Genomic DNA, 13,189 nt, shown 5'->3' on the forward strand with positions numbered 1-13,189 from the left:
CTCAGTAGTTCGGCTTGTCTTTCGCTTCGTTGTAACGCTGGACACCGGTCATGACTTCTTCGCGGGCGGCGTCGATACCTTGCCAGCCATTGACCTTGACCCACTTGCCCGGCTCCAGGTCCTTATAGTGCTCGAAGAAGTGCGCGATCTGCTGGCGCAGCAGTTCCGGCGTGTCTTCGTAGGTCTTGACGTCGTTGTACAGCGGGGTCAGCTTGGACACCGGAACGGCGAGCAGCTTGGCGTCTTCGCCGCCTTCGTCGGTCATCGATAGCTGGCCGAGCGGGCGGCAGCGGACGACGACGCCCGGCGGCAGCGGGAACGGGCTGATCACCAGAACGTCAACCGGATCACCGTCGCCAGCGATGGTGTGCGGAATGTAGCCGTAGTTGCACGGATAGTGCATGGCGGTCGACATGAAGCGATCGACGAAGATGGCGCCGCTTTCCTTGTCGACTTCGTACTTGACCGGGTCGGAATGGGCGGTGATCTCGATGATGACGTTGAAGTCGTCGGGGAGGGACTTGCCGGAGGGAACGTTGTTAAGAGCCATTATTTTCTCTCTGCGTTGGGTTTGAAAAAAAACCTTGCGATTATAGCTTGCTGCGCCGCATGATCATTGCCAGGCGGCGAGAAACTCGCGCCAGTGCGGCGCATCGATCTTCGCCAGTTGGCCCTTGATGAAAGCCTGTTCGGCCATTTCCTCGTCAGCGGTAAATTCGCCGCGCATGCGCCGGAAACGGTTATAGACCAGGTAGGTATTGACCACATCAGTCTCGCAGTAATCGCGGATGTCGGCGGCCTGCCCGGCCTGCCAGGCGTCCCAGACCTTGCTGCCGTCCATGCCGAGCTTGCCGGGAAAGCCGAACAGCTTGGCCAGTTCGTCGAGCGGTGCATTGGCGCGGCCGTTGTACATCGCAAGCAGGTCCATCAAGTCGAGGTGACGGGTGTGGTAGCGGCTGATGTAGTTGTTCCACTTGAAGTCACGCGAGTCGGCGTAGTCGCCGTCGCCCATGTCCCAGTAGCGCGGCGCCGTGACGCCGTGCAGCATGCCGCGGTAGTGCAGCACCGGCAGGTCGAAGCCGCCGCCATTCCAGGAGACGATCTGCGGCGTGAATTTCTCGATGCCGTCAAAGAAGCGCTGGATGATCGCACCTTCGTCGAGATCCGGCTCGGCCAGCGACCACACGCGGAAACCGTCGAGCGTGCGCAGCACGCAGGAGATGGCGACGATGCGCTGCAGGTGCAGCGGCAGGAAATCGCTGCCGTTCTTCGCCCGGCGCTGCTGGAAGGCGAGTTCGGCGACTTCGGCATCGGACAGCTCGCCCGGCAACTCGTTGATCCGGCGCAGGCCGGCAACGTCGGGAATGGTTTCGATGTCGAAGACGAGGACCGGCTTCATGCGGGGAAGACGCCGGTCGACAGGTAGCGGTCGCCGCGGTCGCAGACGATCGAGACGATGGTCGCATTCTCGACCTGGGCGGCGATGCGCAGTGCCACGGCAAGCGCGCCGCCGGACGAAATGCCGGCGAAGATGCCTTCCTCGACAGCAAGCCGCCGGGTCATCGCCTCGGCGTCGGCCTGGCTGACGTATTCGATGCGGTCGACGTTGGTCGGCGCGTAGATCTTCGGCAAATAGGCTTCCGGCCACTTGCGGATGCCGGGAATCTGGCTGCCCTCTTCCGGCTGGCAGCCGACGATGGTGATCGCCGGGTTCTTTTCCTTGAGGTAGCGGCTGGTACCCATGATGGTGCCGGTGGTGCCCATGCTGGAAACGAAATGGGTGATGCGCCCGCCGGTGTCGCGCCAGATTTCCGGGCCGGTGCCTTCGTAGTGGGCGACCGGGTTGTCCGGGTTGGCGAACTGGTCGAGGATGATGCCCTTGCCTTCGTCGCGCATCCGTTCGGCGACGTCGCGGCACAGTTCCATGCCGCCGTCCTTGGGCGTCAGCACCAGTTCGGCGCCGTAGGCGCGCATGCTCTGGCGACGCTCGACGCTCTGGTTCTCGGGCATCACCAGGATCATCTTGTAGCCCTTGATCGCCGCCGCCATCGCCAGCGCGATGCCGGTATTGCCGGAAGTCGCCTCGATCAACGTGTCGCCCGGCTTGATGTCGCCGCGCGCTTCGGCGCGCTGGATCATCGACAGCGCCGGGCGGTCCTTGACCGAGCCGGCCGGGTTGTTGCCTTCGAGCTTGGCCAGGATGACATTGCCGCGGCGTTCGTTGTCGGCGCCGGGAATGCGCTGCAGGCGAACCAGCGGCGTGTTTCCGACAAAATCCTGCAGGGTTTTATACATGGGCGTGCAACCAGTCGATGTATTGGGAAACGCCCTCCTCGACCGTCGCCATCGGCGCGTCGTAGCCGGCTTCGCGCAGTTTCGTCAGATCGGCCTGCGTGAACGCCTGGTACTTGCCCTTGAGCGCTTCGGGGAAGGCGACGTATTCGAGCAAGCCCTGTGCCCGCAGATCGTCCAGACCGAGCGCGGCTTCGCCCCGGGCCTTGCGGCAGCCGTTGGCCGCCGCCACCGCGACGTCGTTGAAGCTCTGCGCCCGCCCCGAACCGAGGTTGAAGATGCCGGACTTTTCCGGATGGTCAAGGAAGAACAGATTGACCTTGGCGACGTCGCCGACGAAGACGAAATCGCGCATCTGGCCGCCGTTCTCGTAGCCATGCGAGCCTTCGAACAGCTTGACCTTGCCGTCAGCGCGGAACTGGTTGAAGTTGTGGAAGGCGACCGAGGCCATGCGCCCCTTGTGGCTTTCACGCGGGCCGTAGACATTGAAGTAGCGGAAGCCGACGATCTGCGACGACGGCTGCTGCGCCAGACGCTGGCGGACGATCTGGTCGAACAGGAACTTGGAGTAGCCGTAGACGTTGAGCGGCCCTTCGAATTCGCGTTCTTCGCGGAAGACGCTGGAAGCACCATAGGTCGCCGCCGACGAGGCGTAGAGGAACTGGACGTCCTGGTCTAGGCACCAGTCGAGCAGGATGCTGGAGTAACGGAAGTTGTTCTCCATCATGTAGCGGCCGTCGGTCTCCATGGTGTCGGAGCAGGCGCCCTCATGGAAGATGGCTTCGACGTCGCCGTCGAAATGGCCGGCCTGGATGCGCTCGATGAAGTCCTGCTTGTCGATGTAATCGACAATCTCGCAGTCGACCAAGTTCTTGAACTTTTCCGCCTTGCTCAGGTTGTCGACGGCGATGATCTTGGTCACGCCGCGCTCGTTCAAAGCCTTGACGATGTTGGAACCGATAAACCCGGCCGCACCGGTGACAATGGTTTTCATCTCTTCTCCTTACAGGGCGCCCGCGATTTCGTCGCGGGTGACGACGGCAGTGCCGAGCTTGCCAACGACGATGCCGGCAGCGATGTTGGCGATGCGAATGGCTTCGGCCCAGTCGGCACCGGCAGCAATCATGACGGCGAGCGTGGCGATGACGGTATCGCCGGCCCCCGAAACGTCGAACACTTCGCGCGCCTGCGCCGCCTGGAGGAAAGTCTGGCCGTCGGCGAAAAGCGTCATGCCTTCCTCGCTGCGGGTGACCAGCAAGGCCTCAAGACCAAGTTCGCCGCGCAGCTTCTCGGCCTTGTCGAAGAGCATTTGCTCCGACGACCAGCGGCCGACGACATCGCGCAATTCGGAGCGGTTCGGGGTAATCACCGTGGCGCCAGCATATTTTTCCCACTCGTCACCTTTCGGATCGACCAGCACCGGCTTGGCGGCAAGGCGAGCGAGACGGATCATCTCGGTGATATGGGTCAGCCCACCCTTGCCGTAATCGGACAGGATGACGATGTCGCAGTCGGCGAGCCGGCGTTCGTACTCGGCGAGCTTGGCGTCGAGCACTTCGTGCGACGGTGCGGTTTCGAAATCGATGCGCAACAACTGCTGCTGGCGACCGATGACGCGCAGCTTGACCGTGGTGTCGATCTGACGATCGATCTTCAGATCGGCAGCGATCTCGCTCTCGGCGAGCAGACGGGAGAGTGCCCGACCAGCATCGTCGTCGCCAACCACCGAGAGCAGGGTCGTCCGCGCCCCAAGCGAAGCGGCGTTGCGGGCAACGTTGGCAGCACCGCCGAGGCGCTCTTCCATGCGCTCGACCTTGACCACCGGCACCGGCGCTTCCGGCGAAATCCGGCTGACCTCGCCGAACCAGTAGCGGTCCAGCATGACGTCGCCGACGACGAGCAGGCGCACCTGCGAGAGTTTTTCCAGCATCGAAGTCCTACAGGGATTGATCGAATTCCTCGCTGCGCCGCGGCGGGCTGGTCTCCCAGCCGCCGCAGGCCGGGCAGCGCCAGTAGAACTGACGCGCCTTGAAGCCGCAATTATTGCACCGATAGCGCGACAGGCGCCGGGTATAGCCCTGGACGATGCTCTTGCCCAGTTCCAGATCGCTGCGCACTTCCGGCGACGCCAAGGGTAGACGTGCCGCCATCAGTCGCTCCAGGCCAACCAGCGTCGGGTTACGCTGCAGTTCGGCGCGCACCAGGCGATAGGCCGCCTCGTTGCCCTCGTTTTCCAGCACCAGCTGGTACACGACTTCGAGCAGGTCGATCGACGGGTAATGTTCGAGATAGCCGCGCAGCAGCGCCACCCCGGCGTCGGAGCGGGACAGCTTGCGGTAGGCGTCAAGCAGGCGCTGAGCGACCAGCGACAGGTAGGCGGGATCCTGCTGTTCGATCGCCTGCCAGGCGTCGATCGCTTCCGCCGCCTTGCCCTCCTGGGCAAACAGGTCGCCGAGCAGGATGCTGGCGCGCACGCACTTGCGGTTTTCCTGGATCGCCACCTCGAGATACTGGCGCGCCGAATCGTGGCGCGAACGCATGATTTCACCGGCAGCCAGCTCGCAGTAGTACTCGGCGATTTCCTTGTGCGTCGCGACGTCGGGCAGTTCGCGGGCGATCTCAATCGCCTTCTGCCATTCCTTGCCGACCTGGTAGATCTCGAGCAGCGAGCGCTTGGCATCGGCCTCGCGGGCGGTACCCAGCAGCTTGTTGAAAATGTCTTCGGCGCGGTCGAGCAGGCCAGCCTTCAGGAAATCCTGACCGAGTTCGACCATCGCCTGCAAGCGATGCTTGTCCTCGACTTCCGGCAGCTCCAGCAGGTTCTGGTGCATGCGGATCGCCCGCTCGGTCTCGCCGCGCCGGCGAAACAGGTTGCCGAGCGCAAAATGCAGCTCGACGGTCTGCGAATCGACCTTGGCGACTTCGAGGAAGGAATCGATGGCCTTGTCCGGCTGCTCGTTGAGCAGGAAATTCAGGCCCTTGAAATAGGAACGCGGCAAGGCCCGCGATTCATGGACAACCTGCCGCATGTCCACACGGGCGGCAGCCCAGCCCATGGCGAAAAACACCGGGACCAGCAGGAGCTGCCAGTATTCGAACAGTTCATTCATTGTTGCAGCGGCAAATCCGGCAGCGGTGGCTGCTCGGCCTTGAGCAGGGCGCGTTTGAGACGGGCGATTTCGCGTCGCTGACGAAATATCGTGCCAACCAGGGAGAGCACACCAAGCAGGGCGCCACCACCGAAAAAGGCGAGCAGGACGATGACCAGCGGTGCCTGCCAGTAGTAATCGAGGGCCAGACTCAAGGTGACCGGTGCCGTGTTCTGGACGGCAAAGAGCACCAGGAAAGCGAAGATGATGAAACGCAGGAACCAGGTCAGGGCTGTCATGACATTCAATGAAAAGGGGCAGTGAAACTCACTGCCCCGAATCTACCACATTGGGCCAAGCCCGGCTTCAGATCGACTGATCGACCCGCTCGCGCAGTTCCTTGCCGGCCTTGAAGTGGGGAACCCACTTCGCCGGCACGCTGACCTTGTCCCCGGATTTCGGGTTACGTCCAACGCGCGGCGGCCGGTAGTTGAGCGCGAAGCTGCCAAATCCGCGGATCTCGATGCGATCTCCGCGCACCAGCGCTTCGGACATCGCATCGAGAATCATCTTGACTGCGAAATCGGCATCCTTCGCCACCAACTGGGGAAAACGCTCCGCCAGCCGGACGATGAGCTCGGATTTGGTCATGTCGCAGCCTATCAGCCTTGCTGGTTCAGCTTGGCCTTGAGCAGCGCACCCAGGTTGGTCGTACCGGTGGCAGCGGAAGTGTCGGCAGAGAACTTCTGCATCGCTTCGTGCTGTTCGGCTTGATCCTTGGCCTTGATCGACAGATTGATGCCGCGGGTCTTGCGATCGACGTTGATGATCATCGCTTCGATCTCGTCACCGACCTTCAGGTGTTGCGACAGGTCTTCGGTGCGCTCGCGGGAGAACTCGGAAGCGCGCAGGTAGGCTTCGTTTTCGCCATCCAGCGTGACCACGGCGCCACGGGCGTCGACCGTCTTGACGATACCGCGCACGATGCTGTTCTTCTCGTGCGTGGCGATGAAGTTGGCATACGGATCACCGTCGAGCTGCTTGATACCCAGGGAGATGCGTTCCTTCTCGACGTCGATGCCGAGAACCACGGCTTCAACTTCGTCACCCTTCTTGAAGTTGCGGATCGCTTCTTCGCCGGTCGCCGACCAGGAGAGGTCGGACAGGTGAACCAGACCGTCGATGCCACCCGGCAGGCCGATGAAGATGCCGAAGTCGGTGATCGACTTGATGGCGCCCTTCACCTTGTCGCCCTTCTTGTGGTTCATCGCGAACTCGTCCCACGGATTCGCCTGGCACTGCTTCATACCCAGGGAGATGCGGCGGCGCTCTTCGTCGATCTCGAGGATCATGACTTCGACTTCGTCGCCCAGCGAGACAACCTTGGACGGATGGACGTTCTTGTTGGTCCAGTCCATTTCGGAGACGTGCACCAGGCCTTCGATGCCTTGTTCGATCTCGACGAAAGCACCGTAGTCGGTCAGATTGGTGACCTTGCCGAAGAGGCGGGTGCCGGCCGGGTAACGGCGGGCGATGCCGACCCACGGATCGTCGCCGAGCTGCTTCATGCCCAGCGAGACGCGGTTCTTCTCGGCGTCGAACTTGAGGATCTTGGCGGTAACTTCGTCACCGACATTGAGCACTTCGCTCGGGTGACGGACACGGCGCCAGGCCAGGTCGGTGATGTGCAGCAGGCCATCGATGCCGCCCAGGTCGACGAATGCGCCGTAGTCGGTGATGTTCTTGACGATACCCTTGACGGTGGCACCTTCCTTGAGGTTTTCCATCAGCTTTTCGCGATCCTTGTCGGCGGTCGCTTCGAGGACGGCACGACGCGACAGGACGACGTTGTTGCGCTTGCGGTCAAGCTTGATGACCTTGAACTCCATGGTCTTGCCTTCGTACGGCGTGGTGTCCTTGACCGGACGCATGTCGACCAGCGAGCCCGGAAGGAAGGCACGGACGCCGTTGGACATGACGGTGAGACCACCCTTGACCTTGCCGGTGATGGTGCCGGAAACCAGGGCACCGTCGTTGAGGGCTTGCTCGAGGAAGTTCCAGGAGGCGATGCGCTTGGCGCGATCGCGGGAAAGACGGGTCGAACCGTAGCCGTCTTCCAGCATTTCGATGGCGACCTGGACGAAATCGCCGACGGCGACTTCAACTTCACCCTGGTCGTTGAGGAATTCTTCTACGGGAACGTAGGATTCGGATTTCAGGCCGGCATTGACCACGACGAAATTGTGGTCGATGAGCACCACTTCTGCAGTGATGACTTCGCCTTGACGCATTTCCTGGCGAGCCAGGGATTCTTCAAAAAGTTGAGCAAAAGATTCCATTACGGAGCGAGTTCCTTGCCGCGAGCCAAGCGGCCCACAGCGGGTTGAGGTGAAAAACAAGTCGCCGACCGGAATGACCGGCAACACCGTACTACTTGGCTGCTTCCGCGTACCAGTCCAGCACCTGTTTCACCGCCTGTTCGATGGTGAGATGCGTGGTTTCCAGCAGCCTGGCATCCACTTCCTGCCTGAGCGGCGCCACGCTGCGCTGCGAATCTCGCGCGTCACGTAGCTGCAGGTCAGCCAGAAGGTCGGGGAGATTAGCAGAGAAACCTTTTTCGATCAACTGCTTATGACGACGTTCGGCGCGCGCTTCGGCAGTCGCGGTAAGGAAGACCTTGAGTGGCGCTCGCGGGAAGACCACCGAGCCCATGTCGCGCCCGTCGCCGACCAGGCCGGGCGCCGTGTTGAAAGCGCGCTGACGGAACAGCAGAGCCGCGCGCACGGCCGGCAGGGCCGCGACTTTCGAGGCACCGGCCGAGATTTCCTCGGTGCGGATGGCATCGCCAACCAGAACGCCGGCAAGGCGGATGTCATCGCCGGTGAACACGACGTCGAGCCCGGCGGCGATAGCGGCAACGCCGGTTTCGTCGTCCCAGGCGACATTCGCCCGCTGCGCGGCGAGCGAGGTCAGCCGGTAGAGCGCGCCGGAATCGAGGTAGGCAAAACCGAGCGCGGCAGCGACGCGCGCCGCCACCGTCCCCTTGCCGGAAGCCGACGGGCCGTCGATGGCGATCACCGGCGCCGCCCGGGTGACTGCGGCAAAGCGCTCGAAGTAATCAGGGAAGGTCTTGGCCACGCACTTCGGATCGTTGATCCGCAGCGGCGTCGCGAAAGCGGCCAGCGAGAAGCACATCGCCATGCGGTGGTCGTCGTAGGTATCGATGGCCGCAGGCTTCAGCGGCGCCGGGGTGACGCGGATGTAATCGGCGCCCTCCTCGACCTCGGCGCCGAGCTTCCTCAACTCGATTGCCATTGCCGCGATGCGGTCGGTTTCCTTGACCCGCCAGCTGGCGATATTGCGCAGCGTCGTTGTTCCCCGGGCAAACAGCGCGGCGGTAGCCAGCGTCATCGCCGCGTCGGGGATGTGGTTGCAGTCGAGATCGACCGCGACCAGCCCCCCCTGCGGCGCGCGCGCTGCCATCCAGTTCGGGCCGGTTTCGATGATGGCGCCCATCTGCGCCAGCGCTTCGGCGAAACGCACATCGCCCTGAATCGAATCAGCGCCGACGCCTTCGACGCGTAGCGGCCCGCCGCCGATGGCGCCGAGCGCCAGGAAATAGGACGCCGACGAGGCATCGCCCTCGACATACACCGTGCCCGGCGACACATAGCAGCTGCCGGCCCTGACCGTGAAGCGCTGCCAGCCGTCGCGCTCGACGACGACGCCGAAGCGGGCCATGGTGGCCAGCGTGATCTCGATGTAGGGTTTGGAGATCAGCTCGCCGACGACCTCGACCGTGACCGTCTCGCCGGTCAGCGGCAGGGCCATCAAGAGGCCGGTCAGGAACTGGCTGGAGACGTCGCCGCGCACCTTCACCGCGCCGTCCGGGCGGATCGTCGCCGGCTTCAGTTGCAGCGGCGGGTAGCCATCGTTGCCGAGGTAAGTGACGTCGGCGCCGAGCTGGCGCAGGCCGTCGACCAGGTCGCCGATCGGCCGCTCATGCATGCGGGCGACGCCCTTCAGCACGTAATCGCCGCCGGCCAGCGCCAGCGCCGCGGTGAGTGGGCGGAAGGCAGTGCCGGCGTTACCAAGAAAGAGTTCCGCCTGCCTGACCGGGAAGCGACCGCCGCAACCGGCGATCTTCCAGGCTTCGCCGCCCAGCGGCGTGACACCGACGCCAAGCGTCTGCAGGGCTTCCAGCATGCGCTCGGTGTCGTCGGATGCCAGGAGGTCGCGCACCTCGGTCTCGCCCTCGGCGAGCGCCGCCAGCAGCAGGACGCGGTTGGAAATGCTCTTCGAACCGGGCAGGCGGACGCTGCCGGCGGCGGAAAGCAGTTGGGGAAGATCGAGGAATTCCATGGCGAACCCGGCGGGGTGAAAAATGCGCCAGTTTACCCGGGGACCGTCAAAGTCCGAAGTCCCCGCCCTCAGAAAGCCTTTTCCGCCTCGGCGAAGCCTGGAGCCGCCGCATCCTTGGCCGACAGTTGCGGTTCCCGGCTGTAGCCCCAGTCGATGGCCAGCGCCGGATCGTTCCAGCGGATGCAGCGCTCGTGCTCGGGCGCATAGTAGTCGGTGGTCTTGTAGAGGAACTCCGCGGTTTCGCTCAGGGTCACGAAACCGTGGGCGAAGCCCGGCGGTATCCACATCTGCCGCTTGTTGGCGGCGGACAGCAGGGCGCCGGCCCAGTGGCCGTAGGTCGCCGAGGCGCGGCGCAGATCGACCGCGACGTCGAACACCTCGCCTTCGACGACGCGTACCAGCTTGCCCTGGGCTTTCGGAGGCAACTGGTAATGCAGGCCGCGCAGCACGCCGCGCCGGCTTTTCGAGTGGTTGTCCTGAACGAAATCGACGTGATCGCCGACCACTTCGTCGAAAGCGCGCTGATTGAAACTTTCGAAAAAGAAACCGCGCTCGTCGCCGAAGACGCGCGGTTCAAGCAGCAGCACGCCGGGCAGCAAGGTGGAGACGAGCTGCATCAGAACCTCCGCTCGCCGAGCAGGCCGATCAGGTACTGGCCGTAGGGATTCTTGAGCATCGGCTGCGCCAGTTTTTCCAACTGCGCCGCATCGACCCAGCCCTTGCGGAAGGCGATTTCCTCGGGACAGGCGATCTTCAGCCCCTGGCGTTTCTCGATCGTGGCGATGAACTGGCTGGCATCGAGCAGGCTTTCGTGGGTGCCGGTATCGAGCCAGGCGTGGCCGCGGCCCATGACCTGGACGTTGAGCTGGTCGCGGTCAAGGTAGAGGCGGTTGATGTCGGTGATTTCCAGTTCGCCGCGCGCCGACGGCTTGAGGTCGCGCGCCATGTCGAGCACCTGGTTGTCGTAGAAGTAGAGGCCGGTGACCGCGTAATTCGACTTGGGCTGTTTCGGCTTTTCCTCGAGGCTGACCGCCCGGCCCGCCGCGTCGAATTCGACGACGCCGTAACGCTCCGGATCGTGCACGTGATAGGCGAAGACGGTCGCCCCCGAAAGCTGCGCGCCGGCCGCGGCGAGGTCGTTGGCGAACTCGTGGCCGTAGAAGATGTTGTCGCCGAGCACCAGCGCTGAATCGCCGCCGCCGATGAAGTCGCGGCCGATGATGAAGGCCTGCGCCAGACCGTCCGGGCTGGGTTGCACAGCGTATTGCAGGTTCAGCCCCCACTGGCTGCCGTCGCCGAGCAGTTGCTGGAAGCGCGGCGTGTCCTGCGGCGTCGAGATGACCAGGATATCGCGGATGCCGGCGAGCATCAGCGTGCTCAGCGGGTAGTAGATCATCGGCTTGTCGTGGATCGGCAGTAGCTGCTTGGAAACCGCCAGCGTCACCGGGTAGAGCCGGGTGCCGGAACCGCCGGCGAGGATGATGCCCTTGCGCTGCTGACTCATGCGTTTTCTCCGTAATGCTTGCCCAGCCACTGCTTGTACGCACCGCTGGTGACGTTCTGCACCCAGGCCGGGTTGTCCAGGTACCACTGCACCGTCTGGCGGATGCCGGTGGCGAAGGTTTCGGCCGGCTTCCAGCCCAGTTCGCGCTCCAGCTTCGTCGCGTCGATTGCGTAGCGGCGGTCGTGGCCGGGACGGTCGCTGACGAAAGTGATCTGCGTCCGGTAGGACTGGCCATCGGCGCGCGGGCGCAGTTCGTCGAGCATGTCGCACAGGGTATGCACGACCTCGAGGTTGGTTTTCTCGTTCCAGCCGCCGACGTTGTAGGTTTCGCCAAGGCGGCCGGCCTCCAGGACGCGACGGATGGCGCTGCAATGATCCTTGACGTAGAGCCAGTCGCGGATCTGCCGGCCGTCGCCGTAGATCGGCAGCGGCTTGCCGGCGAGCGCGTTGTGGATGACCAGCGGGATCAGTTTTTCCGGGAAATGGTAGGGACCATAGTTGTTCGAGCAGTTGGTGGTCAGCACCGGCAGGCCGTAGGTGTGATGATAGGCGCGCACCAGATGGTCGGACGCCGCCTTGCTCGCCGAGTACGGGCTGTTCGGCTCGTAACGGTGGGTCTCGGTGAAGGCCGGATCGTCGCTGGCGAGCGAGCCATAGACTTCGTCGGTCGACACGTGCAGGAAGCGGAAGGCCGCCTTTTCTTCCGCGTTCAATCCGCCGCAATGGGCGCGCACCGCTTCGAGCAGGCGGAAAGTGCCGACGATGTTGGTCTGGATGAAATCCTCCGGACCGTGGATGCTGCGGTCGACGTGCGATTCGGCGGCGAAATTGACCACCGCCCGCGGCCGGTGTTCGGCGAGCAGTTTGGCAACCAGGTCGAAGTCGCCGATATCGCCGTGGACGAAGACATGACGCGGGTCATCCCGTAGTGCCGCAAGGTTCTCGAGATTGCCGGCGTAGGTCAGCGCGTCGAGGTTGAGCACCGGCTCGGCGGATTGAGCGAGCCAGTCGAGGACAAAGTTGCTGCCGATGAAGCCGGCGCCGCCGGTGACGAGGATCATGCCGAAAATCCGCCGCAAAAATGGGGCATTTTACGCCAAGCGCACTTCATTCCTGCCGGCGGCGCAAAAAACTGGCGAAGCGCGGCAAACCCTTGGCGGTCAGCTCCCGGTAGCGATAAGTGACGACGCTGCCGATCGGCGGCGGGCTCTTGCGCTGCGCATCGGTAAAGCCCGTCCCCAGACGGAATTCGCGACCGTCCGCCAGGCGCACGCGCAAGGCGCCGAGTTGCCCGGCGTACTTGCCCTTGCCCGGCAGGTGGGCAATGACGACGGCCTCGGCGTCGAGCCAGGGTTTGAGCTTGAGCAAGGTGTCGGAACGGCCGGTTTCGTAGGGCGCGTCGGCGCGGTGCAGCATCAGGCCTTCGCCACCCGCCTTGACGGTTTGCGCCAGCCGCTGGCGCAGCTCTTCCCGGCTGGCCACCGCTACCTGCGGCACCTCAGCCAGCCAGGGCAAGGCCGCGGCAGCGACGATTGCGCGGATGCGCCCGGCCCGCTCGGCGAAAGTCCCCGGCGCGCCGGGCAGTTCGAAGATCATGTAGCGGACCTCCCGCCACTCGGCATCGACCGGCTGTTCGCGACGGACGATGCCGGAAAGGCGCTCGAAGCGGCCACGGCCCAGCCACAACTCGCCGTCCATCGGCGTTTTCGGCAGGGCATCGGTGAACCAGGCCGGCGCATTGACCCGGTTGCCGCTGCGAAAACGCAGCGTCTCGCCGTCCCAGACGGCGCGCACACCGTCGAGCTTCTCGCTGACCAGGTAGGCGGAAACGTCGATGTCGTCGCGATAGACGTTGGCCAGCAGGAGTTCCGGCGGCGCCGCGGCGAGCGGCAGGGCAAGGAGCAGCGCGAGCCCGCAGAGCAGCGCGCGCAGCCGCCGCATG

The 13,189-nt window shown here is 63.9% G+C and carries 14 protein-coding genes; all 14 read right to left on the reverse strand.

Going from position 1 to position 13,189, the window contains the following annotated elements; genetic code table 11:
- Nucleotide 1 precedes the first annotated feature (1 nt).
- A complete protein-coding gene (gene ppa, locus ACLIIZ_RS18485) occupies nucleotides 2-550 on the reverse strand; it encodes an inorganic diphosphatase (RefSeq protein ID WP_416694585.1) in 549 nt (182 codons plus the stop codon).
- A gap of 63 nt (nucleotides 551-613) precedes the next feature.
- Complete coding sequence (locus tag ACLIIZ_RS18490; protein WP_416694588.1) at nucleotides 614-1,399, reverse strand: 3'-5' exonuclease; 786 nt, start codon at nucleotides 1,397-1,399, stop codon at nucleotides 614-616.
- Nucleotides 1,396-2,295 carry a cysteine synthase CysM gene (cysM, locus tag ACLIIZ_RS18495; RefSeq protein ID WP_416694591.1) on the reverse strand — a complete coding sequence of 300 codons (900 nt, stop codon included), beginning with the start codon at nucleotides 2,293-2,295 and terminating at the stop codon, nucleotides 1,396-1,398. The genes ACLIIZ_RS18490 and cysM overlap by 4 nt, the downstream gene beginning before the upstream one ends.
- Nucleotides 2,288-3,286 (reverse strand): ADP-glyceromanno-heptose 6-epimerase, encoded by a 999-nt coding sequence (gene rfaD, locus ACLIIZ_RS18500; RefSeq protein WP_416694594.1) that lies wholly within the window; start codon nucleotides 3,284-3,286, stop codon nucleotides 2,288-2,290. The genes cysM and rfaD overlap by 8 nt, the downstream gene beginning before the upstream one ends.
- Nucleotides 3,287-3,295: 9 nt before the next feature.
- Nucleotides 3,296-4,222: a D-glycero-beta-D-manno-heptose-7-phosphate kinase gene (gene rfaE1 / locus ACLIIZ_RS18505; protein WP_416694597.1), complete on the reverse strand. Its 927-nt coding sequence runs from the start codon at nucleotides 4,220-4,222 to the stop codon at nucleotides 3,296-3,298.
- A gap of 7 nt (nucleotides 4,223-4,229) precedes the next feature.
- Complete coding sequence (gene lapB / locus ACLIIZ_RS18510; RefSeq protein ID WP_416694600.1) at nucleotides 4,230-5,402, reverse strand: lipopolysaccharide assembly protein LapB; 1,173 nt, start codon at nucleotides 5,400-5,402, stop codon at nucleotides 4,230-4,232.
- Complete coding sequence (locus ACLIIZ_RS18515) at nucleotides 5,399-5,680, reverse strand: LapA family protein (protein WP_416694602.1); 282 nt, start codon at nucleotides 5,678-5,680, stop codon at nucleotides 5,399-5,401. Before ACLIIZ_RS18515 ends, lapB begins: the two co-directional genes overlap by 4 nt.
- A gap of 67 nt (nucleotides 5,681-5,747) precedes the next feature.
- Nucleotides 5,748-6,032 (reverse strand): integration host factor subunit beta, encoded by a 285-nt coding sequence (locus ACLIIZ_RS18520; protein WP_374328250.1) that lies wholly within the window; start codon nucleotides 6,030-6,032, stop codon nucleotides 5,748-5,750.
- An 11-nt stretch (nucleotides 6,033-6,043) separates the two neighbouring features.
- The gene (gene rpsA, locus ACLIIZ_RS18525) at nucleotides 6,044-7,720 is read right to left on the reverse strand and encodes a 30S ribosomal protein S1 (RefSeq protein WP_416694605.1); all 1,677 of its coding nucleotides are present in this window, start codon (nucleotides 7,718-7,720) and stop codon (nucleotides 6,044-6,046) included.
- A 91-nt stretch (nucleotides 7,721-7,811) separates the two neighbouring features.
- Nucleotides 7,812-9,743, reverse strand: coding sequence for a bifunctional 3-phosphoshikimate 1-carboxyvinyltransferase/cytidylate kinase (locus ACLIIZ_RS18530; protein ID WP_416694608.1), 1,932 nt, complete (start codon nucleotides 9,741-9,743; stop codon nucleotides 7,812-7,814).
- 68 nt (nucleotides 9,744-9,811) lie between these two features.
- The gene (gene rfbC / locus ACLIIZ_RS18535; RefSeq protein ID WP_416694611.1) at nucleotides 9,812-10,360 is read right to left on the reverse strand and encodes a dTDP-4-dehydrorhamnose 3,5-epimerase; all 549 of its coding nucleotides are present in this window, start codon (nucleotides 10,358-10,360) and stop codon (nucleotides 9,812-9,814) included.
- Nucleotides 10,360-11,247 (reverse strand): glucose-1-phosphate thymidylyltransferase RfbA, encoded by an 888-nt coding sequence (rfbA, locus tag ACLIIZ_RS18540; RefSeq protein WP_416694615.1) that lies wholly within the window; start codon nucleotides 11,245-11,247, stop codon nucleotides 10,360-10,362. Before rfbA ends, rfbC begins: the two co-directional genes overlap by 1 nt.
- Nucleotides 11,244-12,308, reverse strand: a complete 1,065-nt coding sequence (gene rfbB, locus ACLIIZ_RS18545) for a dTDP-glucose 4,6-dehydratase (RefSeq protein ID WP_416694618.1) — start codon at nucleotides 12,306-12,308, stop codon at nucleotides 11,244-11,246. The genes rfbA and rfbB overlap by 4 nt, the downstream gene beginning before the upstream one ends.
- A 46-nt stretch (nucleotides 12,309-12,354) precedes the next feature.
- Nucleotides 12,355-13,188 (reverse strand): DNA ligase, encoded by an 834-nt coding sequence (locus ACLIIZ_RS18550; RefSeq protein ID WP_416694621.1) that lies wholly within the window; start codon nucleotides 13,186-13,188, stop codon nucleotides 12,355-12,357.
- Nucleotide 13,189 lies beyond the last annotated feature (1 nt).

It is taken from the genome of Azonexus caeni (assembly GCF_048146105.1).
Lineage (GTDB): Bacteria > Pseudomonadota > Gammaproteobacteria > Burkholderiales > Rhodocyclaceae > Azonexus > Azonexus aromaticus_B.

What these genes read in the sequence shown, in the direction of transcription:
- lapB (WP_416694600.1), bottom strand. Translation starts at nt 5,402, where the DNA reads ATGAATGAACTGTTCGAATACTGGCAGCTCCTGCTGGTCCCGGTGTTT.
- rfaE1 (WP_416694597.1), bottom strand. Translation starts at nt 4,222, where the DNA reads ATGCTGGAAAAACTCTCGCAGGTGCGCCTGCTCGTCGTCGGCGACGTC.
- rfaD (WP_416694594.1), bottom strand. Translation starts at nt 3,286, where the DNA reads ATGAAAACCATTGTCACCGGTGCGGCCGGGTTTATCGGTTCCAACATC.
- rfbC (WP_416694611.1), bottom strand. Translation starts at nt 10,360, where the DNA reads ATGCAGCTCGTCTCCACCTTGCTGCCCGGCGTGCTGCTGCTTGAACCG.
- rfbA (WP_416694615.1), bottom strand. Translation starts at nt 11,247, where the DNA reads ATGAGTCAGCAGCGCAAGGGCATCATCCTCGCCGGCGGTTCCGGCACC.
- ACLIIZ_RS18550 (WP_416694621.1), bottom strand. Translation starts at nt 13,188, where the DNA reads ATGCGGCGGCTGCGCGCGCTGCTCTGCGGGCTCGCGCTGCTCCTTGCC.
- cysM (WP_416694591.1), bottom strand. Translation starts at nt 2,295, where the DNA reads ATGTATAAAACCCTGCAGGATTTTGTCGGAAACACGCCGCTGGTTCGC.
- ACLIIZ_RS18490 (WP_416694588.1), bottom strand. Translation starts at nt 1,399, where the DNA reads ATGAAGCCGGTCCTCGTCTTCGACATCGAAACCATTCCCGACGTTGCC.
- ACLIIZ_RS18515 (WP_416694602.1), bottom strand. Translation starts at nt 5,680, where the DNA reads ATGACAGCCCTGACCTGGTTCCTGCGTTTCATCATCTTCGCTTTCCTG.
- ppa (WP_416694585.1), bottom strand. Translation starts at nt 550, where the DNA reads ATGGCTCTTAACAACGTTCCCTCCGGCAAGTCCCTCCCCGACGACTTC.
- rfbB (WP_416694618.1), bottom strand. Translation starts at nt 12,308, where the DNA reads ATGATCCTCGTCACCGGCGGCGCCGGCTTCATCGGCAGCAACTTTGTC.
- rpsA (WP_416694605.1), bottom strand. Translation starts at nt 7,720, where the DNA reads ATGGAATCTTTTGCTCAACTTTTTGAAGAATCCCTGGCTCGCCAGGAA.
- ACLIIZ_RS18520 (WP_374328250.1), bottom strand. Translation starts at nt 6,032, where the DNA reads ATGACCAAATCCGAGCTCATCGTCCGGCTGGCGGAGCGTTTTCCCCAG.
- ACLIIZ_RS18530 (WP_416694608.1), bottom strand. Translation starts at nt 9,743, where the DNA reads ATGGAATTCCTCGATCTTCCCCAACTGCTTTCCGCCGCCGGCAGCGTC.